The 25,371-nt window shown below is 51.1% G+C and carries 18 protein-coding genes; 11 read left to right on the top strand and 7 right to left on the bottom strand.

From position 1 onward, the window contains the following. Positions 1–7 precede the first annotated feature (7 nt). Positions 8–5,035, top strand: coding sequence for a choice-of-anchor L domain-containing protein (locus ACO08I_RS01715; RefSeq protein WP_421948274.1), 5,028 nt, complete (start codon positions 8–10; stop codon positions 5,033–5,035). Positions 5,036–5,160: 125 nt separating this feature from the next. Here the strand turns inward: ACO08I_RS01715 and ACO08I_RS01710 are convergent, their stop codons facing one another. Both ACO08I_RS01710 and ACO08I_RS01705 read right to left on the bottom strand, forming a co-directional pair. Beyond that, the gene (locus tag ACO08I_RS01710; protein WP_421948273.1) at positions 5,161–6,258 is read right to left on the bottom strand and encodes an aminopeptidase C; all 1,098 of its coding nucleotides are present in this window, start codon (positions 6,256–6,258) and stop codon (positions 5,161–5,163) included. 49 nt (positions 6,259–6,307) lie between these two features. Beyond that, complete coding sequence (locus tag ACO08I_RS01705; protein WP_421948272.1) at positions 6,308–10,180, bottom strand: PKD domain-containing protein; 3,873 nt, start codon at positions 10,178–10,180, stop codon at positions 6,308–6,310. 170 nt (positions 10,181–10,350) lie between these two features. Here ACO08I_RS01705 and ACO08I_RS01700 point away from each other — a divergent pair, with 170 nt between their 5' ends. The 6 genes from ACO08I_RS01700 to ACO08I_RS01675 all read left to right on the top strand — a co-directional run bounded on the left by ACO08I_RS01700 (position 10,351) and on the right by ACO08I_RS01675 (position 15,512). Next, a complete protein-coding gene (locus ACO08I_RS01700) occupies positions 10,351–10,899 on the top strand; it encodes an RNA polymerase sigma factor (protein ID WP_282780663.1) in 549 nt (182 codons plus the stop codon). A gap of 88 nt (positions 10,900–10,987) precedes the next feature. Beyond that, entirely contained in the window at positions 10,988–11,806 is an 819-nt protein-coding gene (locus ACO08I_RS01695; RefSeq protein ID WP_421948271.1) for a DUF6265 family protein, read from the top strand. Between the two features lie 96 nt (positions 11,807–11,902). Further along, entirely contained in the window at positions 11,903–13,591 is a 1,689-nt protein-coding gene (locus ACO08I_RS01690) for a hypothetical protein (protein ID WP_421948270.1), read from the top strand. 16 nt (positions 13,592–13,607) lie between these two features. Continuing rightward, positions 13,608–14,081, top strand: coding sequence for a 23S rRNA (pseudouridine(1915)-N(3))-methyltransferase RlmH (gene rlmH / locus ACO08I_RS01685; RefSeq protein ID WP_421948269.1), 474 nt, complete (start codon positions 13,608–13,610; stop codon positions 14,079–14,081). An 11-nt stretch (positions 14,082–14,092) separates the two neighbouring features. Further along, entirely contained in the window at positions 14,093–14,737 is a 645-nt protein-coding gene (locus ACO08I_RS01680; protein ID WP_044226273.1) for a rhomboid family intramembrane serine protease, read from the top strand. Between the two features lie 4 nt (positions 14,738–14,741). Beyond that, positions 14,742–15,512, top strand: a complete 771-nt coding sequence (locus ACO08I_RS01675) for a YdcF family protein (protein WP_282780672.1) — start codon at positions 14,742–14,744, stop codon at positions 15,510–15,512. A 46-nt stretch (positions 15,513–15,558) separates the two neighbouring features. Here the strand turns inward: ACO08I_RS01675 and ACO08I_RS01670 are convergent, their stop codons facing one another. Next, complete coding sequence (locus ACO08I_RS01670; protein WP_421948268.1) at positions 15,559–17,124, bottom strand: ArnT family glycosyltransferase; 1,566 nt, start codon at positions 17,122–17,124, stop codon at positions 15,559–15,561. 232 nt (positions 17,125–17,356) lie between these two features. Here ACO08I_RS01670 and trxB point away from each other — a divergent pair, with 232 nt between their 5' ends. Next, complete coding sequence (trxB, locus tag ACO08I_RS01665) at positions 17,357–18,301, top strand: thioredoxin-disulfide reductase (RefSeq protein WP_282780676.1); 945 nt, start codon at positions 17,357–17,359, stop codon at positions 18,299–18,301. A gap of 109 nt (positions 18,302–18,410) precedes the next feature. Then, a complete protein-coding gene (gene fbaA / locus ACO08I_RS01660; RefSeq protein ID WP_282776880.1) occupies positions 18,411–19,493 on the top strand; it encodes a class II fructose-bisphosphate aldolase in 1,083 nt (360 codons plus the stop codon). Between the two features lie 154 nt (positions 19,494–19,647). On the opposite strand, the gene dnaG is transcribed toward fbaA, so the two are convergent. The 4 genes from dnaG to ACO08I_RS01640 form a co-directional block, all read right to left on the bottom strand. Then, positions 19,648–21,714 (bottom strand): DNA primase, encoded by a 2,067-nt coding sequence (gene dnaG, locus ACO08I_RS01655; RefSeq protein WP_282776882.1) that lies wholly within the window; start codon positions 21,712–21,714, stop codon positions 19,648–19,650. A 522-nt stretch (positions 21,715–22,236) separates the two neighbouring features. After that, positions 22,237–23,226, bottom strand: a complete 990-nt coding sequence (locus ACO08I_RS01650; protein WP_421948267.1) for a CdaR family protein — start codon at positions 23,224–23,226, stop codon at positions 22,237–22,239. Next, positions 23,210–23,542 carry a preprotein translocase subunit YajC gene (gene yajC, locus ACO08I_RS01645; protein WP_052516321.1) on the bottom strand — a complete coding sequence of 111 codons (333 nt, stop codon included), beginning with the start codon at positions 23,540–23,542 and terminating at the stop codon, positions 23,210–23,212. The genes ACO08I_RS01650 and yajC overlap by 17 nt, the downstream gene beginning before the upstream one ends. A 24-nt stretch (positions 23,543–23,566) precedes the next feature. Continuing rightward, complete coding sequence (locus ACO08I_RS01640) at positions 23,567–24,082, bottom strand: DUF1573 domain-containing protein (RefSeq protein WP_282776886.1); 516 nt, start codon at positions 24,080–24,082, stop codon at positions 23,567–23,569. Positions 24,083–24,193: 111 nt separating this feature from the next. Between ACO08I_RS01640 and ACO08I_RS01635 the strand changes: the two genes are divergently transcribed. Both ACO08I_RS01635 and ACO08I_RS01630 read left to right on the top strand, forming a co-directional pair. Continuing rightward, positions 24,194–24,715, top strand: coding sequence for a shikimate kinase (locus ACO08I_RS01635; RefSeq protein WP_282776889.1), 522 nt, complete (start codon positions 24,194–24,196; stop codon positions 24,713–24,715). Further along, on the top strand, positions 24,715–25,299 hold the full coding sequence (locus ACO08I_RS01630; protein ID WP_421948266.1) for a DUF429 domain-containing protein: 585 nt from the start codon (positions 24,715–24,717) through the stop codon (positions 25,297–25,299). The genes ACO08I_RS01635 and ACO08I_RS01630 overlap by 1 nt, the downstream gene beginning before the upstream one ends. Positions 25,300–25,371 lie beyond the last annotated feature (72 nt).

Here is a 25,371-nt window from a genome sequence, read left to right as displayed (position 1 = left end):
GCGTGTTATGATGAAGAAAATTACCCTGCTTTTTTTAGTCCTTCTGCCGATTATAGTTTTTGCTCAGCCCGAAAATGATGATTGTGCAGGCTTGATTGACCTGGGTGTGGCTCCCGCCTGCCCGGATACCGTATTCTTTTCCAATGTGGACGCCACGTCCAGCGATATTGGATTTGGCAACATACCAAGTTGCTTCAACGGCGGTGTTGTAGGCAACGATGTCTGGTTCGCATTTACGACCAGCGATACCATTTTTGATTACACCATTACTGCTACCGGAATCTCGGATCCAAGCGGGTCTGATCCTTTGAGCAGCCCGCAAATCGCCCTTTACCGAGGGGTTTGTGAATTTGACAACCTCGCTGAAATCGCCTGCGAATCCACGGAACTGGGCACCTCTGTAGTTGAACTCGACGTACAGGGGCTGACTCCCAACGTCACTTATTTTATCCGGATTACCGATTACAGTGCGACAGGTACACCAAACTGGGGATCGTTTCAGCTTTGTGTGGAGGAGCAGGAGCCTGCTTCTACGATTGACGAAGGAGGGTCTAACTCCTGCAGTGGCATCCTTTATGACACAGGTGGCCCGGATGGCGACTATGGCAATAACGAAAATAATGTCTTTACAATTTGTCCGGATCAGCCGCATGACTGTATCCTCTTCACCATGAATTATTACAACCTGGAGCCAGGCGGATTTCCGATCACTGATGTGATTTCCTTTTACGATGGCGATGGCACCGACAGCCCGCTCATTTCGCAGCTGGGCGATGGCGACTTCCTAAATAATGATGAAGGGGGCGGTGGTGTTTGCTTCCAGGTGCAAGCCACAAGCGGCTGCCTCACTGTTGAATTCATATCTGACGGGACCAACACTTTTGAAGGGTTTGAAGGTATGTGGGAATGCCAGCAAAACTGCGAACCGCTACAGCCAATTACTGTTAACGGGGGCGTGACAGAAGAAGAGATTGTCAACTTCGTTTCCACGCCCGATGTAACGGCTGAAATCACCAATATTGACTGTCCCGAAGAATCCTACGGAACCTTCGAAGGGGGTGACATGACAGACCTCGGACTCGAGCGGGGCTTACTTTTGACTTCCGGTAGCCGTGACTATGCCGTTGGCCCTAATACCGGGGGCGGTGGCGGAAGCCCGGGCACGGATAACGGTGCACCTGGTGATGCCGACCTCGATTACCTCTCTACTGTTTTTGGTGAGGGCACTACTTCTCAAAACGCTTGTGTGGTGGAGCTTGACGTCTTTGTCGCTACCGATGAGCTGTCCTTTGAATATGTTTTTGCTTCTGAGGAATACCCGGAATTTGTCAATACGACCTTCAACGATATTTTTGCCTTTCTGGTTTCCGGGCCTGGCATCACTGGCGACCCTAACCTTACGAACAATGCTGTAAATATTGCCACCCTGCCCGATGGCACACCGGTGCAGATCAATAGCGTAAACAATCTCCTTAATTGGGAATATTACCGTAACAACCTCGGTGGCCAAAGTATTCAGTACGATGGTATGACCTCTGATTTCCTCGGAATAAAGAAAAGCCTGACTGCCAGTATAAATGTAGAGCCGTGTAATACCTACAGCCTCAAACTTGCTATTGCTGACCGGGGCGATTCTTCTTATGATTCCGGTGTGTTTGTTTCTGAACTCAAAGGCGGCACACCGAATCTGACCGTGCAGTTTAATTCTGGTATTGATTATCTTGTAGAGGATTGCGTTAACCAAAATGACGAAGTGATTGTCTCGCTCATTGATCCGGTAGAAGACACGACCTCTTTCCTCGTCTCCATAGGCGGTACAGCAGAAAACGGGCTGGACTACCTTCTGGAAATTCCAGACTCTGTGATTTTTCTGCCCGGCCAAAACGAATTGTCCTTCCCCCTGACTACCTTATCCGACATTCTGACGGAAGGCACAGAAACCATCATACTCACCCTCAGCAATGACTTCGGGTGTGGTGAGGTCATCTACACAGAGCTTGTGGTTGAGCTCCGCGATCAAATTGACGTAAGCATTGACGCTATTGAAGTAGGGCAGGATACCGTACTGGTTTGTGCAGACAGCTCAATTGTACTCAACGTAACCGGTGCAGCATCGTTTTTCTGGAGCCCGGTCAGTGTATTTGATGAGCCTACCTCTCCCAATCCTACAGCATCTCCGATGATGAGCCAATGGGTTCAAGTGGAAGGGATTGTAGGGCCTTGCGTCGATACAGACTCTATTTTCCTTCAAATTATTGATCCGGAGATTGCAGCGTTCCCGGAAGATTCCCTATTTATTTGCCAGGGAGATATGGTGCAGCTCAACTCCACCAACAACGCCAACAACAGCAACCTGACATGGTCGCCCGGCATCGGTCTAAACGATTCTACCCTTGTTAACCCCGTTGCCACTCCTCAAGTTACTACGGATTATATTGTAGCTGTGGATATTGCGGGTTGTGTGGTGCAGGATACAGTTCATATTGATGTGGCACCGTTTGACTTCCCTGAAGTTCAAAGTGATACCACCATTTGTGAGAACTTTGGGGTTCAGCTGGCCAGCTTTATCGATCTGAACGAGACTACCACCACCTACCAATGGACACCCAATATTGGATTGGACAATGATACCATTTCCAACCCGATCGCCTTCCCCGAAACAACAACCACCTATCAGCTGATTGCGGAAAGTGGTAATGGTGCTTGCGCAGACACTGCAGAAGTAACGGTAACCGTCTTACCTGCTAATGTGGAGATTCAGGGACCCGACTCTTTAGAGATATGCCTGGGCACCGTTGTGGACCTTGAAGCGATTACGAGTACCGGGGCCGGCGAGACCCTGGTATGGTCACCGGATAACGGAACCATTAGTGATACCAGCGGGCTGACCACTCAGGTTACCACTGATATAACGGACTGGTATTTCGCAGAATTCACCGTCGGCGCCTGTACCGTTTTCGATTCTGTCTACATCCGGGTCGATTCACTGCCTGCTACGATGATTATGCTGGATCCGGAAAAAGACAAGTACTGTGAAGGTGAGATTGTGACGCTTTCCTCACCGGTTTACGAACCCAGCTTCTTCCCGGATATCGAATTTAGCTGGGTAGAACCACTGGGCGCAGAAACACCGGATACCTTATGGAATATGGTACTCACACTTCAGGATACCTTCCTGTACGAGCGTATTACAACCAACAGGGCCTGCGTGGATACGGCCTCGATTCTGATCAATGTTCAGGCCGTGCCGGTCGCGACGATTACGCCTTCAGACTCCGTAGTTTGCCTGGGCGACGCCGTTGATTTCCAACTCGAAATAACCGGCCAGTATGAGTCTTTCGAATGGATGGGCAGTGGTCTGAGCTGTACAGATTGCTTCGATCCTACTGCATCTCCGGCGAGCGGACAATATACTGTTGAAATTGATGCAGATGGCTGTGATGCCAGTGTCAGTGCCAGTATTCAGCCGGTGGAAATTCCGTTTTTGGGCAATAGTCAGACCATTTGCCCTGGTGAAAGTGCCGAGCTTAACCTCGGTGGGCCATTCGGGCCTGATGACACCTACACGTGGTCGTCATCCACCGATCCTGATTTTAGTAGCAATGAGCCTAATCCGGTGGTCAGCCCTGAGGTTACAACAACCTACACTGTGGTGGCTGAGAACGGTGTTTGCCCGCCTTTGGAAGAAGAAGTGACCATTACGATTTCAGATTTTGCAGAAATTGTGAGCGTCGACCTTTCACCAACCGACTTGTGCCAAAATGAGGAAGCTAACTTCACCATCGAAGCGATTAACCTGTCAGACGGAGACCGTTTCGAATGGACAGACCCTAATGGCATGCAGCTCATTGGTGGCACAAGCACTTCCGGCTCCTTCAACCCTACTGTGAGTGGAACTTACACGCTGACTTACATCAACGCTAACGAATGCGGTACGCTAACCGAAACGTTCGAGCTTTCCGTACAGCTTGCCCCGGCCGTTGAACTGGCTAACGACACAACGATCTGCCTCGGGCAGTCCGTGCAGCTCAACTTCGCGGAAGATGAGAATACCACCTACACCTGGACCTCCACTGACCCGCTGTTCAGTGATTTCAATAATCCTCAGCCGGTAGTCACCCCTACGGAGACCACAACCTACACCCTGACAGCAAGCAATGGGGTGTGCGATGACTTTATGGGCTCCGTTACGGTGGAAGTCATTGGCAACATCCTGCTGGACATCCTGCCCGAAGACTTCTTTATCTGCCCGGGCAGCTCTACCAGCATCATTGCTCAGGCTGTGGGCGGCAGCAGCGAGGAGACCTTCACCTGGACCGGCAGCGATGGCACTACCTACACCGGGGACAGCATCACGGTTATGCCGGAGGATTCCACCCTCTACACCCTCGTTTACGAAAGCGGCGGCGGCTGTACCACCATTACCGACTCTGTGCTCATTGAGGTAGGCGACGGCGTGTTCCCGACCGGCGCAGAGATTATTCAGGAAGTACCTGGAGACCTCTTTGAAGGGGACTCGATCATCTTAGGCGTCAACTACGGTTCGCCCTTCGACCCCAGCCAGCTGAACTTTACATGGACGGTCCTTTACCAGGACTCCACTACGGCGACCCCACTGGCCAGCGGGCTTGGGCTCGATACCATTCAAACCCAAATCTTCTCTAGCGGGGTACATACTTTCCAGGTGGAAATCACCACGCCCGATGGCTGTTCCTATTTCGCCACCGTGCAAGGGAATTTTATGGAAATTATCGTTGCTGTGCCCAATACCTTTACCCCTAACCGGGATGGCACCAATGACTTCTTCAATTTCGTAGCACAGGCCAATATCGAGGACCTGGAGGTGCTGGAATTCAAGGTCTACAACCGCTGGGGCCAACTGGTCTACGACAATGAAACGCCGGACGATGGATGGGACGGCAACGCCAATGGAAAGGAGCAACCTACCGAGGTCTACTTCTATCTCATCCGGATTGCACGCCCGAACGGTTTCGAGCTGGGCACCTTCCAGGGAGATGTGACCCTGATCCGGTAGGACACCTTACGTATAAGAATCAAAAAAGCGCCAGACGACTCGTTGTCTGGCGCTTTTTTGTTTATACCTGTTCTTATTGCCGATGAACCCGGGTGGAAACACACGCGGGTACGAGGCTACATTGCTTACAGCTTCAGCTTGCTGGCAATATCCGTTGGGATAGCATCCTTGTGTACCATCATGCCCACCGTTTTCATACGAAAGTAAGGAGCTGACATGTATAGAAAGCCTTCATAATCGCTAATCTCGCCCCAACTGTTTTTCGTAATATAGTAAGTCTGCCCATTCTGATCTTTAGCCAGACCTGTCAGGTGCATAAGGTGGTCATCGGTTGTTGAGAAGTTTTCGAAGGCCTGCTGCCGGTTTTCCTGAGTCACCTTTACCTCATCCACAGGGCTTTTGAATTTGTCGTCATCATTCTGGTTTTCAGGCAGTATAGCCAGGCCATCACCCGCGCTAAAGCCCTTTTCACTGACATCTCCATCCCAGGCTACGGTGTACCCGTTGCTGAGCGCATAATCCGTAACCGCCTGTAGTTCATCAAGCGGCACATTGAAGTAACTACCATTGGAATAATTATCGGGGATCTCCAGAATGAAAGTCTCGTAGAAAGGGTGGTGCGCAAAAGAAGTCAGCGAAACGTAGTCATCCGGATTAATAGGCAGGGCTTTTTTGAAGGATTCCGGTGTGTGAGTCTTGCCATTATAAGAGAACGACTCAGGCACAGCACCCATATACTGATCGATGATGGCTTCAAAGGCACCTGACCACTTTTCGCTGGGGCGTTTACTTTCCAATACACCGTCCAAAAATCCTTTCAGTGCGGCTTCCATTTCGCTATGGTCATGGTAGCGGTCGCCCTCCTTCAAACCCGAATAGACGGACTCCGGTACTGCGCCGGCCATTTCCAGGGCACGCATCACATCATGGTTCAGGCTGCCCTGACTGAAGTTGGCTTTGCCCTGCCGCAAAACATAGTTGCGGGCTTTGTCCTTGTAAATATTGCGGACCATATACATTTCAGAAAGGTCATAGTCACCCTTTCCCAGGCGCATTAATTCTGCTTCGATAAAAGAAATGGTAGAAAAACTCCAGCAGGTACCGGTGCGTTGCTGGTTCTTCACATCTGTACATTTCAGTTCTTTCTCAACCGTAAATTCGTACTGTCCGAATACAGGGGCTGACAGCAAAAAAATTACTGCCCCTAACATCCATTGTTTCATGGTGCTATTGTGTTTTGTTTGGCACTGTAATCCAGGCCGGGTTAAAAAATTATCGCAATAAGGTAATATTTCCTTTGGTTTGGTAAGATTCCTGGTTAAAACACCGGACTTCCAGGTAATACCCATAGACATCAGCCGGAAGTTCCCGGTTTCGGAAGGTGCCGTCCCAACCGTCATGCTGTGGGTCAGCCGTTTCGTACACCTTTTCTCCCCAGCGGTCATAGATGACGAAGTAGAGCTCGTCAATCGTCCCTCCCTTCACCTGCAGGCGGTCATTCAGCCCGTCCCCATCCGGTGTGAAAGCATTGGGCACAAAAATATAGGGCGGCAGGCATTCTGATAGCCATACGATTTGTACCACCTCCTCATTCGGGCAACCATTGCTATCCGTAACCCGCACTGTAAAGGTTCGTGAAGTATCAACGAAGACCTGCGGATTGAATACCCCCGGGTTGCTCAGCCCGTTCGGAGGCAGCCATTCGTAAGTGTAATCGGGGTCCTGTGTGGCCAGCAATTGTACCAACTGGGGTTCGAATATAGTATCGGGAGCAGCCGATACGTCTAGTGGAGGTACTGTGGAAGCCACAGAAACCGCTATGGAGAGCGTTTTTACACAACCGAGTTCGTTGGTAATCCAGACTTCATAATTGCTTCCGGTTCCTGCATCAGCCGTCACGGTGGAAGTGCCCTGCCCATTCAGGATATTTTCATCGGGCAGCCATTCGTAAAACAGGTTTTGGCCTGGTGCCAGCTCGACGACTTCGAGCGTGGCCGTATCACCTTCGCAAATGCCCACAGTCGCATCCGTGAACACCAGAATGTTGCTACCCTCCACCTGAACGCTGTCCTGCACAAAGCACCCCAAGCTATCCTTGATGGCAACGTAAAAGGTCCGCAGCCCGGAAGGGTTAACGGTGAAGCTGGGATTGTTACTTAGTTCCACACTGAAGTCCCCTTCATCCGACCAGGTATAACTTGCCGCTTGTGCGCTAAAGGCTGAAAGCGTCAGGCTACCCTCGCAAATCAGTGTGTCATTGCTCAGCGTATAGGCTATAGGCGGGGCCACCTCAACGACGATCTCCCGCTCAAAAGCACAGTTGCCGTCAGTTTCCGCCATGACCACCGAATAAGTCTGAGGGGTATCCAGAGTAGCCGCAGGGTTTGGGCTATTTTCATCACTCAAGCCGGTAGCCGGCGACCATGTGTAGGTATATCCCGGGAGCGGATTAGGATTGAGGTTTAAAGCTACGCCCGGGCAACCTTGTAGAGTATCAGGAAGCATGGGGTCTGGAATATTGATAGCAACCGGCTGAGTGATTTCATCCACACAGCCATCACTTGAAGTAATAGCCAACTGTACCTCGTATATACCAGAGGCAGTGAACGTGAATTCAGGGTTAGGCCCGGTATCCTGTGTACCGTTACCGAAGTCCCACGCCCAGTCGATAATGTCACTTTGCGTATTGACAGAGACATCCGAAAATTGCACCGTTACAGAATCTGTGCAGGCAGTGATGTCATAAGTAAAGTCAGGGGTGATCTGTGGCGCGGTCACCTCGACTTGCTGAATGATAGTATCCTGGCAAGCACTAAAATTATCCAGGATCGTCATCACTTCGTAAGTGCCTGGCCCAGGGTAAGTATAGCTCACGGCACTCCCCTGCCCCACGGCACCGGGATTGTCAGGATCGCCGAAGTACCAGTCATAAAACGGCGCATTCACACTCGTACTGCTGAACTGTACGGTGAACCCACTGCACTGCTGTACCACCTGAAAACTATCCTGAGGTAAAGTATCAATCTGAATCAAATGCACACTATCCACCAGAGTGCATCCAAATTGATTCTCCAGGCTAACCGTTAGCCCATAACCACCGGGGGCAGGAGGAGAAATAAAAACAGTCGGATTGTCATTCCCAAAAACAAGAAGGGAATCAGGCGCCCATAGGTAAGTCAGCGTATCTGTAAGGTCCTGATTGATGACAGCCGCTGCCCCAAGCGCACCCGGGCAAATCCCACCCTGACTAGTTGTAATGACCTCTATCGCGTTCCCGGTCACTGTTACGGAATCTACAGCCGTACAGCCGAGTGCATCCCTGACCAAAACATAGTACACAGCAGCGCCCATCGGACTGACCTGCAGCGTGTCTTCCCCCCCAAGCGGTTCAGTCAGCGCTGCATCTGCGTACCAGCTGTAGAATATAGCATTAGGATCACTGGCCTGCAGGGTTAAATTTGGAACGCAAATCGTGGTGTCCGGAGAAAGATTGGGGCTTAGGGCAGGTACGACTTCCACCAGGACCTCTGTTTCTAAACTACAGTTGCCCGCTACATCTGATACCGTCACCGCATAAGCTGTAGTTTCCAGGGGCTGAACGACCGGATTGGGCTGGTCAGGATCGTTAATATCCGGATGACTGCCCCAGGAATAGGTGTAAGCCGCGTTGAAATCAGGGTTCAGCGCGGTGCTGTCCCCGGGGCACTGACTAAACTGTACAGCTGTTAATGCATCGGTTAGCAGTTCGACCTCAATCGTTTGGCTGAGGGTGTCCGTACAGCCTTCTGTGGAAGTCAGCGTAAGGGCAACAGTGTAAGTTCCGGCTTCTTCAATCGTAAAAACGGGCGAAGGGACCTCACTCGTAAGCCCGCCCGGGGTTACCGTCCAGTTCCAGGAAGCGATATCGTACAAGGTATCCCCGCTATTGTCCTGTACCTGTAACTCTGCCACATCACTGCAACCGTCGATTGACAATTCAAAATCAGGCACCAGGGTATTGGGCTTCAGGTGAATCTCTTGAAAAGCGGTATCCTCGCATACTTCTCCGGGCGCAACGATGAGCATGACCGTATACTGCCCGGTATCTGAGAAGGTGTACACGGGGTCCGTCATCGCAGAAGACGCCCCAGGGTTGCCAGGGTCATTAAACAGCCACAGGTAGTTGCCGGAGCCATTGCTCTGGTTATCAAAGTTGACAGTGAGGCTGCCACATTGCACCTCGGGGGCTGCAAAGGCGGCATTGGCTTCTCCACAGAGCCCTATATTGTACTGAAAATCCCGGCGCGTTGTGGAAATCAGAATGCCATCCCGGTATTCTTCCACGCAAATGCCTACCACAAACTGCCCCTGTGTGACCGGAAACCCGGTAAGCAGGCCGGTTTGAGGGTTGATGCTTAATGGCGCTCCGCCCGGCGAGCCATTCAGCATATTATCGACGTTGTAGGGCGGATCGATCCATTGTATTTCATCGTAGGGTGGATTGTTCGGGGGCTGAGGTTGAGGAATATCGGGCGTGGCACCGGTCAGAGGGGTACAAAGCCGGTATACGATGGAATCGCCATCCTGGTCAATGGCCGACTGATCGAAGACGATGGGCTCATTCACACAAATATAAATGGGCGGCCATTCCTTAAATTTGGGATTGCTATTACAGGCCTCCAAAGCCGCTTCGGAAATCGTTACGCCGTAGGTTGCCCCGGTGTCAAGGGGATCTACAATATTGACAATGGTTTCGTTCCGGCAGCACCTTTGGTACGCCAGCTGATACCCTCCGGGAATGGGCGGCAGCGTCACAATGGTTCGGTAAGTTGTAGTATGCACGCAGACATCCGGCGGAACAACCAGGCATTCGCTCGTCAGCACCGGGTTAAGGGTATCGTTGTTCATCAGGGGGAGCAGGATCTCCTCCAACAGTACATTATCCTCATTGAAGACACCAATAGAAGCCGGATTATCAAACCAGGCATTGGGGTTGCCATTGTAGCAATCCCGGAAAATGGTCAGCGTGATTTCGTATTCATCATTGCCCAGACAGGTGTAATTCATTTCTCCCCCTACGATATGCGTGGCCTGCAAAGCAGTAGGCAGGCACAACAGCAGGAAGGAAAAAAGCAGACCAAAGCGAAGCAACGGGTTCCACATCATGACAAGAGCTGGTTTAAGTGCAAAAAGATAAGGCAGAATTCCCGGCTACCGAAGCAAAAGGAGGCAAATTGGAAGCTATTGTCTGAAAAATAGCACAGCTGTACACCAAAAAACTTATCTTTTGCATCTGCTCTAATGTGATGAAAGTTGTGAATCGAAAATATCAGTTTGTGACAGAGGAAGACTTGATTGAAGCTTGTCGGCAAAACGACCGGCGCGCGCAGAAAACCCTGTACGACCGTTATTCTGCGGTGATGTACGGTGTTTGCAAGCGCTATGTCAAGTCTCCGGAAGATGCAGAGGATGTCCTGGTGGAAGCCTTTTACAAAGTACTGACCAACCTGCACCAATACAGAGGCAGCGGCAGCTTTGAAGGCTGGATCCGGCGGATTGTGGTGAACGAATCGCTCATGTTTTTACGCAAGCGGCACAATTTCCGCCTGACGCTGGAAATCAGCGAAGTGGATCAGCCGACCACCACCAATGTGATCAACCGGATGGCAGCAGAAGACATCCTGGGGCTGCTGAGCAAGCTGCCCACTGGTTACCGCACGGTATTCAACCTGTACGTACTGGAAGGCTACAAGCACCGGGAAATTGCTGACATGCTGGGCATCAGCATCAATACTTCGAAGTCACAGCTTATACTGGCCAAAAAGAAAATGCAGGATATGCTTGAAGATTTTGGCTACCCCGGGCTTCAAAAATTCAATAAATGAACCGCCTGGCTTTCATGATTCACCTGAATAGAAGGAAACGGTAAATCATGCTCAACGTTACATTAACCCTGTAAAAACACGCCAGATCATGGCCAATAAAAAAGATCTCTTTTCCATATTTCAGGACAACCAGCACCTGTTCGATTCCGCCCCGTCCCCGAGGGCATGGGACAAACTGGAACGCCGCCTCGACGGGCACCGCAGCCGCAACCGCCTGTCTACGCTTCGTACAATCTCGATGGCAGCAGCCGTCCTGCTTTTGGCGGTAGTCGCCATCCTGATTTCCATAGCGGTAGGTGAAAAACCAACCCGGCTGCTCAATCAAAGCCCTCAGCCCCTGGCCTCCGAACGCCTGCAGGCTGATGACATAGAAGCCGCTGAAGAACTGCGGCAGACCCTATACGCTCAGCAAGCCGAACAGCAACGGCAGCGCCCGATTAACGAAGGGCCAGCCGACCGCAGGCTCGTACTCGCTAAAAACCGATCGGCCTCTGCGGCACTCGAATCCCTCAGCCGCTTCGACTGGATGGAGGGAGAATGGCAACCACAGGATTCCAAAGCTCATCCGGCTATACAGTGGAAGAAAATTGGCGATCATGCTATCGAAGGGCAGATTGCGCAGGGCGAAGTAACTGAGCGCATTCGTATTTTCCAGGACGGTGAAACGCTATATTTTTCGACAGATTTCCGCAAGGATCAGCAAGTCCGTTTTGCCCTGCAATACGCTACGCCCAACACCGCCGTTTTTGAAAGCCATTCGGAGAGCATCCCTCAGCAGGTCACCCTCACCCGAAGCAAAAACAACCGCCTGACGCTCATATATGAGCAAAAAGATGCGGCGGCCGCTCCGGGGCTGCTCAACCGCAAGCAGCAAGTCCGGTCCTGGTACAAAATTCAGCTTCAATAAACGTTTCTTACGAACTATATCCGTTTGTGCTCATTATAATGGATACACTTTTATCCACTGGCATACCACTGCCCAACACGAAGCGAGCCCAAGGATATGAATTTTTTACTGCGCAAGCTAGAGAATGAAGTGCCTGAGTCAGCGCTCCTGGAAGGAGAAGCCTTGCTGGAAGACGGTGCAGTGGAAGGGCTCCACGAACTGGAAAAGCAACTTTGGATCGCGCAGTCCGAAGGCTTTGAGGTGGAAGTTCAACTCTCCGGCCAAAAAGTTTCCGCTGGTACTTGTGAATGCGGCACCTTTAAGAAATCAGGTATCTGCGGGCATCTGACCGGTACTTTACTACAGGTGCGCCAAAGGCAACAACAGCAAAAGGAAAAACGCGAGCAAAAGAAAAAGGCCACAGATAACCCCCAACGTCTGACGACCGGTGTGGTACTCGATCAGGTAGACCCCGCAGAACTGATTGGCTTTGTGCGGGAGTACGCACGCACCAACCGTAATTTTGCAATTGCTCTGAAAGCCCGCTTTGCCTCATCTGTTTCCAACCTCAATAGTAAGGAAAAATACTTACAGCTACTGGATACCACCATAAATGCGGTGCGCAAGTCAGACCGGCAGATTACCCTGCGCGGTGCCCAGCGCCTAAGTAAAGTACTTGATGAGCTGCATCAGCAAATGGAACAACACCTGGACGCAGGAAATCTGGTGGAACTGGCGGATATAGCACTGAGTATAATTGAGAAAATCAGCCCTGTCTTGTCCAAAGTACAGCAGCGGCGGGAACAAGTCAGGTCCCGGGTGGTAGGCGCTTTCGACTACCTCCTTGAGCTCGTTGAGCGTTCTCCTGCCCCACAGTTGCTGCGCCGGCTATGGGCTGATTGCCAACGCGAGTACCCCAAGCGCACCTACCAAAGCAACCAACTGGACAGATACTTTTTCAAGCTGATGCTTAAGACCGCACAAGAGTCTTCTCAATTAGAGGCCCTGCTCGGAACGCTGGAAGAACGGGCAAGTCAGGAAGAAGAAAAAAACGGGGCAGGGGCGGATTATATCCTGTTGCAAATTGCTGTTCTGGAACAACTCGACAGAGTAGAAAAAGCCCGTAAGCTGATAGAAGCCCACCTCACCTCCCCTGATATACTGGAATTCGCCATCAAACAGGCTCAGCGGCAGAACAACCGCCCCCGGGAAAAAGCACTGGCGCAGATCGGGCTGCGGCTGGACCTGCCCGAAGATTATAAGGACCAGCTGGAAGCATTGCTCCTCCAACTGGCGGAAGCAGAAGCAGATCTGAACAGCATCAAAACCTATGCCCTCCTGCAATTTTTCCGGAAGCTTGACCTGCAGTTCTATAAAAAAGCCCGGGAAGCCACGCCAAAGACGGAACGACCTGCTCTTTTTGAAAACACCCTGGCTCAGCTGCGGCAGCGCCCCTACAGCGCTGAGCTGCGCAATACCCTCGCCGGCTTATTGCTTGCCGAAGAACAGTGGGCGATACTGATGGCTTACACAGAAGAGGTGCAGTCCCTCGATCTGCTCGGCGAAGTAGATGAAACCCTGCTCTCCCGTTTCCCCGAACGGGTAAAACAGCTGTACCGCCAACTCCTCCACGAGTACGCCCGGCACTACGTGGGCCCCAAAACGGCACGGCGCATCGCCCTTGCCCTGCGGCACCTGCAGTCCCTCAACGCTCAGAAGTTTGTGTCAGAACTGGCACAGGAACTGCGGGAACAATACCCCGAACGCCACACCCTTACTGCCGAATTATCTGCATTTGAAGAATAATTCCTAATTTCCCGACATGAAAGTAGAACTGTGGGCGATTGGAAAAACCAATGAACGCTACCTGGGAACCGGTATTGAAATATACACCAAACGGTTGAAACACTACCTGAAGTTTGAGTTCAACATCCTGCCTGACGTTAAAAAAGCAGGTAAGCTAAGCCCGGTACAGCTCAAGGACAAAGAAGGCGAAACCGTGCTCAAAGCTTTACAGCCCGGTGACTATCTGGTCCTGCTGGATGAGCGCGGCAAGCGAATGACCTCAAGCGCCTTTGCTGAATTCATCAACCACAAGTTGCAGCTGAGCCACCGGCGCATCATTTTCCTCATTGGAGGTGCCTTTGGTTTTTCGTCAGCGCTCTACGAAAGAGCCGACTACAAAATTTCGCTTTCGGACATGACGTTTTCTCATCAGATGATCCGGTTGTTTATGGCAGAGCAAATCTACCGCGCCATGACCATCCTCAACAATGAGCCTTATCATAACGACTAGAAACCACAACTATGAGTATCAGCCTGACGATTATCCTGATTGGTATAACCGCTCTGATTTCCTATCAGGCGTTCAACAACCGGGAGCTATTTTACAAATCTGCCTTTCATCCGGCTTCCATTAAGGAATTTGGCCAGATGTCCCGTTTTCTTACCAGCGGGTTTATCCATGCAAGCTGGGGCCACCTGGCCATCAATATGTATGTGCTTTACCTGTTTGGGGATATTCTGGAGCAGATTTTCACGCAATGGCTCTTTTCGCCAGCTATTGGGCGCATCGTCTTTCTGTTTTTCTACCTTTCTGCGATCGTGGTATCAGATATCCCCTCTTATTTCAAGCATCAGGACAACCACGGTTACTCCGCTGTTGGTGCTTCCGGGGCGACTTCTGCACTGGTGATGGCTTACATCCTGTTCGACCCCTGGAACTGGTTCATCTTTCCTCCGGTGCCGGGCGTTATTCTGGCAGTAGGCTATCTGTGGTATTCCTCTTACATGTCGAAGCATGGCGAGGACCTTATTGCGCACGATGCCCACCTTTGGGGCGCGGTCTACGGAGTTACCTTCATGATTCTTCTTGCCGCGCTGACCCAACCGGAACTGCTTATGATGTTCTGGGAACGGTTGATGGAAGGCCCAAGAATGCCAAACTTTTAAAATCATGTTTTTTATCCTGTCCAAAGTGCTGGTTTTCCTCCTCAAGCCCATCACCTGGGTGGCAGGATTGCTATTTTTGAGCTGGTTTTCTGCCAGGCCCGAACGGAAGCGCAGGTATGTGATGTTTGCCCTTGTGCTGCTGCTGTTGTTCTCCAACGGGTTCATTTTCAATATGGTGATCAGCGCCTGGGAGCCGGAAACGGTGACGGCCGATAAGATTGAAAAGCCCTACGCCGTGGGCATCCTGCTCGGGGGCTATTCCAACCTCAACATACGCCCTGCCCACGACCGGCATAACCTCAATGAACGCGCCAACCGCTTTGTGAATGCCCTGGAGCTGTACAAGAAAGGGAAAGTCCGAAAGCTTCTACTTACCGGAGGGCAGGGCTCCATTACCAAGAGGAACCCGCCGGAAGCCAGCGAGGTGGTCGCTTTTTTAGAAACCATGGGCGTACCACGCAGGGATATCATCGTGGAGGATCAAAGCCGAAATACATATGAAAATGCGGCCTTTTCGAAGGCATTGATCGAAGAACAGCAACTGCAAGGCCCTTTTCTGCTCCTCACTTCCGCCTGGCATATGCCCCGGGCCAACGCTTGCTTTAAACAGGTAGGATTGGAAGTGACGCCCTTCGCCGTAGATTACCTGACGGAAGAATGGGCTCCTTCGCCCGAGCAGCTCATACTGCCCAGCGCCCGGACTTTTTACTTGTGGGAACTAATCATCAAGGAGTGGGTGGGCATACTCGCTTACCGAATTAAAGGCTATAATTAAACGTAAAGAGGTTGCTTCTTAATTATCTGATTACCAACCTACTCCCCTACTTCACCTGAATCAGTACAAAATCTCCGTCGTGAAAGGGGATTTCCAACAGCGGCTCGTAAGCCGGGAATTCACCTTCAGGCACCATCATAAAACTGCCCGGCTCCAAATCCTTGTTAAAATGCACTGTTTTGCCGCGCAGGCGGTTGAGTTCGTAAATCACAGTGTAGGAAATACGGCCGTCCTGATACATATACAGTGGCGCCTCACCCGCAATGGCTTGTATTTCGTGAGCCAGGTCTGTATTGAACTGCCCGGCGCTGTCGTGCGCCCGCTGCGGAAGAATAGCAAACGCGAAGAGAAAGCGCCCGGCAACCAGCCCAAACAGCAGCCAGTTAAGCGCCAGGGCCGGCTTTCTGAAATGCAAAAAAGCCAGACCGGCAAATACAAGAGCGCCCAGGCCGGTGATCCATACACGCCCGGGCAAAAAGTCAAACGCGGGGACAACATTCAGGGCAATAGCGCCAAGTGATAGCACCACCAACAGTATGCCTACGATAACCTGAAAGGTACGTTCCCGCCACCGGGCCAATGCACCCCGCTCCTGCCACGCATAGACGCCCACGGACAACAGCAAAGGATACAACATATAAATGTAGCGCTGCTTGGCGCCGGGTGCCAGCCAGTAGACCACAAAATTCGCCAGGAACACAACAACTGAGAAAGCCAGTAAAGGCTGTGCTCTGATTTGTCTCCATATGCCCCGGTGCGTGGAGAAGAGCAGCAGTAGCAAGCTCATGGGCAGGGTGTCCTTCAAGGTATCAAGTGGGAAAGTGAACAAATGCTCCATTGTGCGCCCCAGGCTGTTTTGAACGGCAGTGCGCCCCACAGATTCGGAAAAGAGGTCCGCCAGATAATTGTCCAGGCTGTTGTACTGATTATAAAGGGCAAGGTAGCCCCCGGCAAGGCCCACAAAAACCATGATTCCCAGCAGGTGCTGCCAGGAAAAGAGCAGCCGCCAGCGCTTTTGGTAAATCAGCCAGGCTAAAACGGTCAGCCCCAGAAAAGGGATGGAAGGCAGCCCCTTGGTCAGCAACCCCACAGCGGCTAGCCCGTAGCTCACGGCAAACATCAGGCTCCAGCGCTCCTTCTGCTCGTGGTGAAAGAACACCAGCATACTGCCCAGGGTAATCAGGCTGTAGAAAACATCAATTTCCCCCAGCATAGAAAAGTAAAAATAGATGGCACCGCAAAAAACGTAGGACAACGCCCAAAGCCGGCCAAAATCTGCACTGAGGTGCCTGCGCCCTATCTGATACAAAAGCAGCAGGGTAAACATCAGGGACAAAACCGTAGGCAGGCGCAATGCCCACCGGTTGTATTCACCAAATAGCGCAGCACTGCCGATAATCAGCCAGTTAAATACAGGTGGCTTTTTGTAATAAAAGTCTCCCAATTGCCGCGGGACAATATAGTTCCCATTCTCTTGCATCTCCATAGCAATCAATGCCCGGCGAGGTTCTTCGAGGTAAACCGGCTGTACGCCCAGGTTCACAAACAAGCTCAGGAGCATAAGCCCTGCTGCCCATCCCATCAGGCGTCTTTCCAGTGATGATACGGCCATGCTAACGGTTTTGATACGCCCGCAAAGATGCCAATTTTTTTCCCGCTAATGTACGCCCGGATTCTCTTTGACAATAGCAAGATGAAAAAGACTCAACCGGGAGCAGTGTGGAAGCGTTTCTAAATCGGTACAAAAGAAAGTCGGGCATGAAACTGTGACGGTAATTACAGACCACTTTGCCCAAACTTTTTATTTTTGCCCGGAAAGTAAAAAACTACAAAGAAAAACCACGATGGCAGAAGATATCCAACAAGTAAAATGCCTTATTATCGGCTCCGGCCCTGCGGGTTACACCGCTGCTGTTTATGCCGCGCGTGCCAATATGTCTCCCGTATTGTATACCGGGCCAGAGCCAGGCGGCCAGCTCATGATTACCACTGACGTGGAAAACTACCCCGGCTATCCCGAAGGCATCATGGGCCCGCAGATGATGGAGGACTTCCGTAAGCAGGCGGAGCGTTTTGGCACTGATGTACGTTATGAGCTGATTAGCAAGGTGGACTTTACCGGGCCGGTACATAAAGCCTGGACAGAATCCGGTCAGGAAATCCACGCCAACAGCATTATCATCTCCACAGGAGCCAGCGCCAAATGGCTGGGGCTGGAGTCTGAGAAGCGGCTAACCAATAAAGGTGTATCTGCCTGTGCTGTATGCGATGGTTTCTTCTTCCGCGGTATGGAAACTGCCATCGTTGGTGGCGGAGATACGGCTGCAGAGGAAGCTTTATACCTTTCCAAGCTCAGCCCGAAAGTGCACATGCTGGTGCGCCGGGACGAGCTGCGGGCTTCTAAAATCATGCAGGAACGGGTGATGAACACCAAGAATATCGAAATTCACTGGAATACAGAAACCGAGGAAATCCTTGGCGAAGAGGAAGTGGAAGGCGTACGTATCATCAACAACCAAACCAAAGAAACTTCCGTCATCCCGGTCAAAGGCTTCTTTGTAGCCATTGGTCATAAGCCAAATACAGCGATCTTCAAAGATTGGCTGGATATGGACGAGACCGGCTACATCGTGACCAAAGGCAAGACTACCAAAACCAACATCAAAGGCGTCTTTGCCAGTGGTGATGCCCAGGATAACGTATACCGTCAGGCAGTAACCGCAGCGGGTACAGGTTGCATGGCTGCCCTCGATGCAGAGCGTTATTTGACCGAAGAAGGGGTGATTTAAATCAATTCCCGCTCCAAAAGGGGGGCGATGCTCGCCCAAAACATAGAAAATGGCTATATTACCGCCTCGGTGATATAGCCATTAATTTTTCAAAACCGAACCCAATAATATGTCAACTGCAACCGCAACCCGCTTTCGCCCGGGTGTACTTCACGGTGACGAGGTTACCGAATTGCTAAACTATGCAAACGAAAACAATTTCGCACTGCCTGCCGTCAACGTGGTAGGCACCAACTCCATTAATGCAGTACTCGAAACTGCCCGGGAGGTCAATTCCCCCGTTATCGTCCAATTCTCTAATGGTGGTGCCAGCTTTGTAGCCGGCAAAGGCCTCTCCAATAAAGGGGAGCGCGCTGCCATCCTGGGAGGAATCTCCGGGGCAATGCATGTGCATACAATGGCACAGGCTTATGGTGTGACCGTCATTCTGCACACCGACCACTGCGCGAAAAAACTCCTGCCCTGGATTGACGGACTGGTGGAAGCCGGAGAGAAATTCTATAAAGATCGCGGCTATCCGCTCTACAGTTCTCACATGCTCGACCTTTCCGAGGAAAGCCTGGAAGAAAACGTAGAAATCTGCGCCAGGTACCACGAGCGTATGAGCAAAATCGGCATGACGCTCGAAATTGAGCTTGGCGTGACCGGTGGAGAGGAAGACGGTGTGGACAACACAGATGTCGACAGTTCCCGCCTCTACACACAGCCTGAAGAGGTTGCCTACGCTTATGAAGCCCTTAATAAGATCAGCGAGCGCTTCACTATTGCTGCTGCTTTCGGTAACGTGCATGGCGTTTATAAGCCGGGTAATGTTGAGCTGAAGCCTGTTATCCTTAAGAATTCACAGGAGTATGTGAAGGAGAAATTTGGTACAGGAGATAACCCTATCAACTTCGTATTCCACGGTGGTTCCGGTTCTTCCCGCGAAGAAATCCGTGAAGCTATCGAATACGGAGCCATCAAGATGAATATCGATACCGATTTGCAGTGGGCCTTCTGGGACGGCATCCGCAACTATGATCAGAAGCACCATGACTATCTGCAGGCTCAAATTGGCAACCCGGATGGTGATGATGTACCGAACAAGAAGTTCTACGATCCCCGGAAATGGCTGCGTGCGGCTGAAGAAAGCTTCAAAACCCGCCTGAAGCAGGCATTTGAAGACCTGAACTGCATCGATCAGAACAAGTAAGCAAAAGACAACCTAAGCAGGTTGACGGACATGTCTGCCTGGCCGTGACCTCACGGGCAAACAGGCATAAATGATGCCATTTATATCTTTCTCCGTCACTTTAACAGGTATATTTGCCGCAGTCCTTACAGGGCTGCGGCATTTTATTGGCACATCAAAACACCACCGTCCCCAGCTCCTTAGCCAATTCGTTACGCAGCTGCTTTAGCTTTTGGTCCAGTTTCAGGTGGACCATGTAATCCCCCTCTCCTTTTTCCATTACTGCTTTGAGCTGATCCGCGTTCTGCATGATCATGCGATTGAGTTTGCGAAGCCGGAACCGTTTCATGGCAGAAAGGCTGTCTTTGGCAAAATTCTCATCGGGCATTTTCTGGGTGTTTAGGAAAATTTCCCACTTATTCGCCCAGTTTTCGCTGTATTCATAAGGAGAAGCCGACAAGTCCACGGCCAGCCGCTGCACATCGTCCTCAATATGGTGTAGGAACAGCTTGGGCGTAACAGCCTTGCCCTCCGACAGTGCCTCCATGGCAATTTGAAAAACCCGCTGATACAGGCTGTTGTCGAACTCATCAAGCACATCTTCCACATTGGCGATGAGGTACTCAGCAACGGTAAGACCATCCTCCTGATCAAACTGAGCATCACCGCCAGTAACCAGGATCCGGACCAGGTCCCGCTCCTGGAAACCATCGCCAACTGGTTTTTCCCGAACGGGAGCCGGCATTTCTTCCGGCGGCAGCTCTTCGAACGGCAGGTCTGTAATTCCTCCCGGCTCTTCAGTAGGAAAAGGCGGTTCGTCTCCGGCACCGGGAGGAGGAGGCCCCTGAGGCAGCGATTTGGGAGACGATGGTGGAGGTGCTTCCTGCAGGCGGCGGGCACGTTCCTGCTGACGGGCTTCCCGCTGACGCTCCTGCTCCTTTTTGCGCAGCCTTGCCTCCACAGCTTTATTGGCCTCATTGACCAGAAGCTGCTCGTCCACGCCCATCAGGTTGGCACACTCCCGGACGTACAGCGAGCGTTTGATCGGGTCAGGAATCTTAGAAATACTCTCAACGATTTCCTGTATGAGTTTGGACAGCTTTACCGGGTCGCCTGCAGCTTCCTCCTGCAACAGTCCCGCCTGAAACATGATGAAGTCCTTAGCTTCCTGATCAATGTAGTTCCGGAAAGCATCCGTACCTACAGATTGTACATAGGAATCAGGATCTTCGCCATCCGGCAGGAGTACGATTTTGACATTCAACCCCTGCTCCAATACCAGCCCAAGCCCCCGTAGGGCAGCTTTGACACCGGCTTTATCCCCATCGTAGAGGATTTTTATATTTTCGGTATACCGCTTAATCAGGCTGATTTGCCCCACGGTAAGTGAGGTGCCTGAAGAAGCCACGACATTCTTTACATCTGCCTGATGCAGGGAGATGACATCCGTGTAGCCTTCCACCAGAATGCACTCATCGAGCTTACGGATGGCCTGTTTGGCATGGAACGCACCGTAAAGGACTTTGCTTTTGTTGTAGACTTCCGTCTCCGGCGTATTGACGTACTTCGGGGCCTTGATATCCTTCACGAGGATGCGCCCGCCGAAACCTATGACCTTTCCGGAGAGATTGTGAATGGGGAACATCACCCGGTCCCGGAAAAAATCACGCCCGTACTGTGAAGTTAGTCCGAGCTGCTTCAGCAAATCTGCGTTATACCCTTTTTGGACGGCAGTCAGGGTAAAGGTGTCTTTACCGGCAGGGGCATACCCCAGTCCAAACTTTTTGATGACCTCCTCGCGAAAGCCGCGTTGCTTGAAGTAGCTCAGGGCTACGCTTTTGCCACGGTCAGTCTCAAACATCTGTTCCTGATAAAACTGTTTGGCAAACTCGTTGACCAAAAACAGGCTCTCCTGATGCTGCCGCTCGGCACGGGCCTCGTCACTGACTTCCGTTTCCTCTATTTCGATACCATACTTATTGGCCAGGTAGCGCAGGCCCTCCGGGTAAGAGAGCTGCTCGTGCTCCATGACAAACTTCAGGGCATCACCACCTTCTCCGCAGCCGAAACATTTGTAAATCCCCTTAGAAGGCGAAACGGTGAAAGAAGGCGTTTTCTCATTGTGAAAAGGGCATAGCCCAATCAAATTTACACCCCGCCGCTTAAGATTAACGAAGTCTTCGACCACATCCTCCACCCGGGCGGTTTCCATGATTTCATCTATGGTCTTTTGCTTGATCATAGTGCCGAAAATACAATTTTTGCCCCGAACAGTCCATGTGCTATTGGAGCCTGCGGTTCTTTTTTATGCTTTAACAAGGTATTAACGCCACTCTTTCCCAGTCATTTTAACGTGCAACCCAGCGCTTATCAGAGCATTAGCAGATTTAGTTAACGGACGTTAAAAACGCTAACATCCTTCCGTATAACAATTACCCTCCGGCCATCGTATTAGAAGCGAACAATTTAATGGGTGTTCTCATAGTGTGGGCTGCCCCGCCTCCGTAAGGATGTGCGGGGCAGCGTTTTTTATGGCACCCCGCAAACGTTCAACTCCTGGGCCTTAGCAACAATTTTTTAAAAAAAAACAGCCATCATTAAACAAATAGTGCAAAAAGGCTGTATATTTGAGTATACAGAGAGAGCGCGTTAGTGAGCCCGCTGCACCTTCCTTCAAAATAGCAGCGGGTTTTTTTATGCCCTATATTAAGCATCTCCCTACCTAATCCACTGATAACCAAGATAGCATATAACAGATTACCTCTTATTGGTTCCCCGGTTGAGGCTTCACTGTGGTAGAATCTACCGCTTCTATGAAAAAAAAGCGGGCAGACTTTGGGGTAAAAAACATGGATTGGACATAATCCGGCTGACGGGTAATGAGGATAGGCGCGGTGGTGCCGGAAGAATTGAGGGCCACGCCTTCCAGGTCTACTTCTGCTGTGAAGTCTTTGTAAGTCATCCGGTCGTACTGACTCAGTCCCAGGCGGGAGGTTACAGTCACCTTCTCCGGGAAAATCCGGATGCTATCGGGCGCATTTTTGACGACTACGGGGACGTAAACAGATTTTTCCGTGAAGGATTCGACTTCTATCTGAGCTTCGGTTTGTTCCGGTGAAAGAGCAAGTTCCGGAGGTGGTTTTTGTAAGCGTACGGTAGTCAGCAGGCTTTGCTTCAGATTGCTGAATACAATAGAATCCGAAGACCAGGATTCATACTGACTAACGATGGATTGTGGCCCAATAAGGGTTACAGAGTCCGGAGACAAGGCAACCGGAGCTTTCAGCTGATGGTCAGGAGCAAAGCTCAGGACAGTGACCGGTACAATGGGTACCCGACGGCTAGCCTGTTCTTCCGCGCGGAGGTTCAGCTGATCGTAATTGATTTCCAGTACGCTGATGTCGTCAGAATAAAGCTGTGCCTGAATATCGCTGCGCAATTGCCCGCGGGAAAGATTTAGACGGCTAATGCCATCCATATTATAGGTCAACCCCAGCTCGCGACTGTAGAAGTGGTCAAAGAGCAAATCCCATCCGGTCCCTTCAAGGTCAACCACCAGGTTGTCCGGCGGCAGCGCAGAGAGGGAAGAACCTTTGGGCAGTTCGATATTGAAATAAACCTCCTTCTGCGCGCGGTACGTTTGAGAGAGCTTGATCAGCAACCAAAAGACGAAGGCTATCCCGATACAAGCAAGCAGGATAGCCCGGTCTTCTTTCAGTTGAAACTTAAATATTTGCTTATTTATCTTGATCATCGCCTTCTGATACGAAGGACTCCGTCATCTCCTTGGAAATCGCACTGCGCGTCACCCGGATGAAGGTTTTGTTGGAGACTTCAAGGGTGGCTTCCGTTTCACTCAGCTTATTGATACGGCCAATAATGCCGCTGGCGGTAACCACTTCGTCCCCTTTCTGTAGCCCTTCGTTAAATGATTTTTGTTCTTTTTGCCGTTTCTGCTGCGGGCGGATCAGAAACAGGTAAAAAATTACAATCATTGCACCAATGAACACCAGGTTCATCATGCCTGCATTGCCGCCCGCTTGTAGCAGTAAGATAGCGTTTTGAGTCATGTTTAAGATGAATTTCGTTTGTTTTTATTGTTCAGCGCCTTCTTCCTGTACGAAGCCGCGCAAATATACTTTTGTCGTTGCCGGGTAGGAATTCGCCGTAATGATAACAGGCTTTACCTGCCGCGCCCGTTTGTTTTTGGTATCGAAGCGGACGAAAATCTCGCCCTCCTCTCCTACCGGTATCGGGTCTTTCGGCCATTCCGGCACAGTGCAGCCGCACGTTGAGCGGGCGCCCTGAATGACAAGCGGAGCCTTGCCCGTATTCCTAAATTTGAAAGTATGCTCAATGATTTCCCCTTCCGTCACTTCACCAAATTCATAGTTCTGCTCCTCAAAACTCATTTTAGCCACATTGACGGTGTCGATAGGCGTATCCACAGAAACCGGGTTGCGAATAATATCCGCATTGCTGATGGCACCATCCTTTTTAATCTCCTGAAGCGTCTTTTCGGAACTACTTTCGGGCTGTTGGCTGTCGTTGCTGCAAGAGATGAACAGGAACAGGGATACGAACAAAAAGACCGGCAGTGATTTCATCATAGCATTTCTATTTTCAGCACAAAGGTAATGAACTCCATGAATCCTTAGCCAAATTATCAACTAATCCGGGAAAGGATTTGTTTTGTCCCCTGTAAATACCTACCCTCAGACATGCAGATTTACCTTATCGGATTTATGGGTTCGGGCAAATCCTATACCGGACGGCAACTGGCTCAGCTGCTCAATCGCCGGTTTATTGATCTCGACGACTGGATTGAGCAGGAGGCAGGGCTTTCCATACGCGAAATCTTTGAACAGCAGGGCGAAGCGCACTTCCGGAAAGCCGAAGCGGAAGCTGTCCGGAAAATGGCTGAAGAACTGAGCGCGGTGATTGCCACCGGTGGCGGTACTCCGTGCTTTCACCAAAATATGGAATGGATGAACGCAAACGGGCTGACCGTTTACCTTGATACTTCGCCGGAGGTATTATTCCAGCGCCTGAAAAGCGGACGGGGCCACCGGCCCCTCATCCGTTCCCTGACCGATGAGGGCCTGCGGGCATATATCAGCCAAAAGCTGCGGGAGCGCACTCCCTACTATCAGCAAGCGAGCATCGTCTATGCACAAAAAACTGGCGGGGAGGCTGTTGCAGAAGATCTGGCGCACCAATTTTCTAACATAACCGGGCATTAATGAATTGGGCAGGTGTAGATTACGGTAGCAAAATGGCAGGCACAACGGTCATTGCATGGGCTGAAGGCCGGGCGATCCGGCTGGCACAGAGCGCCGCCAAAAAAGATGCTGACAAGTGGGTCAAAAGCTGGGTGGAAGCACATCGCCCGGCTGTTTTATATCTGGATGCTCCTCTCAGCCTGCCCGGCGTTTACCATGCCCCCGGTGGGTACGAGGACTTTTTCTACCGGGCTGCCGATAAAGAGGTACAGGCTATGTCGCCTATGTTCCTCGGTGGGCTGACCGCCCGCGCCATGCGTTTAAGCCAGGAACTGAAAGCCCTGCAGTGCACCACCCTTGAAGTATACCCGGGGCAGCTTTCCAAAATCCTGGGCCTGGACCGCAAGCGGTACAAAAAAGACAAAGCCTACCTGCAGGAAGCTACCGAGATGGTCCTGGCTCATCTGCCGGATTATCAAATGGCAACGCCCCCAACCAATTGGCATCAGGTAGACGCCCTGCTTGCCTTCTGTAGCGGATACCGGCATCAGCAGGGGCTGGCAGCCATTTATGGTGGCATTGAAGAAGGGCAGATCATAGCTTAACTTTTCAGAACCGGAAAAAAGCACTAGTTTTAAGCCTTACCAAATAAAGGGCTACTGCTGAGCCCATAATGG

Origin of the sequence: Phaeodactylibacter xiamenensis (assembly GCF_965229835.1) — a bacterium.
GTDB lineage: Bacteria > Bacteroidota > Bacteroidia > Chitinophagales > Saprospiraceae > Phaeodactylibacter > Phaeodactylibacter xiamenensis.
This window is presented reverse-complemented; position numbering and strand designations above follow the sequence as displayed.

Excerpts from the sequence above, each read along its gene's own strand:
- ACO08I_RS01710 (WP_421948273.1), bottom strand. The coding sequence starts at position 6,258 with ATGAAACAATGGATGTTAGGGGCAGTAATTTTTTTGCTGTCAGCCCCT.
- ACO08I_RS01715 (WP_421948274.1), top strand. The coding sequence starts at position 8 with ATGATGAAGAAAATTACCCTGCTTTTTTTAGTCCTTCTGCCGATTATA.
- ACO08I_RS01690 (WP_421948270.1), top strand. The coding sequence starts at position 11,903 with ATGAATTTTTTACTGCGCAAGCTAGAGAATGAAGTGCCTGAGTCAGCG.
- ACO08I_RS01635 (WP_282776889.1), top strand. The coding sequence starts at position 24,194 with ATGCAGATTTACCTTATCGGATTTATGGGTTCGGGCAAATCCTATACC.
- ACO08I_RS01680 (WP_044226273.1), top strand. The coding sequence starts at position 14,093 with ATGAGTATCAGCCTGACGATTATCCTGATTGGTATAACCGCTCTGATT.
- dnaG (WP_282776882.1), bottom strand. The coding sequence starts at position 21,714 with ATGATCAAGCAAAAGACCATAGATGAAATCATGGAAACCGCCCGGGTG.
- trxB (WP_282780676.1), top strand. The coding sequence starts at position 17,357 with ATGGCAGAAGATATCCAACAAGTAAAATGCCTTATTATCGGCTCCGGC.
- ACO08I_RS01695 (WP_421948271.1), top strand. The coding sequence starts at position 10,988 with ATGGCCAATAAAAAAGATCTCTTTTCCATATTTCAGGACAACCAGCAC.
- fbaA (WP_282776880.1), top strand. The coding sequence starts at position 18,411 with ATGTCAACTGCAACCGCAACCCGCTTTCGCCCGGGTGTACTTCACGGT.
- ACO08I_RS01650 (WP_421948267.1), bottom strand. The coding sequence starts at position 23,226 with ATGATCAAGATAAATAAGCAAATATTTAAGTTTCAACTGAAAGAAGAC.
- ACO08I_RS01670 (WP_421948268.1), bottom strand. The coding sequence starts at position 17,124 with ATGGCCGTATCATCACTGGAAAGACGCCTGATGGGATGGGCAGCAGGG.
- ACO08I_RS01640 (WP_282776886.1), bottom strand. The coding sequence starts at position 24,082 with ATGATGAAATCACTGCCGGTCTTTTTGTTCGTATCCCTGTTCCTGTTC.
- ACO08I_RS01705 (WP_421948272.1), bottom strand. The coding sequence starts at position 10,180 with ATGATGTGGAACCCGTTGCTTCGCTTTGGTCTGCTTTTTTCCTTCCTG.
- ACO08I_RS01630 (WP_421948266.1), top strand. The coding sequence starts at position 24,715 with ATGAATTGGGCAGGTGTAGATTACGGTAGCAAAATGGCAGGCACAACG.
- yajC (WP_052516321.1), bottom strand. The coding sequence starts at position 23,542 with ATGACTCAAAACGCTATCTTACTGCTACAAGCGGGCGGCAATGCAGGC.
- ACO08I_RS01675 (WP_282780672.1), top strand. The coding sequence starts at position 14,742 with ATGTTTTTTATCCTGTCCAAAGTGCTGGTTTTCCTCCTCAAGCCCATC.
- rlmH (WP_421948269.1), top strand. The coding sequence starts at position 13,608 with ATGAAAGTAGAACTGTGGGCGATTGGAAAAACCAATGAACGCTACCTG.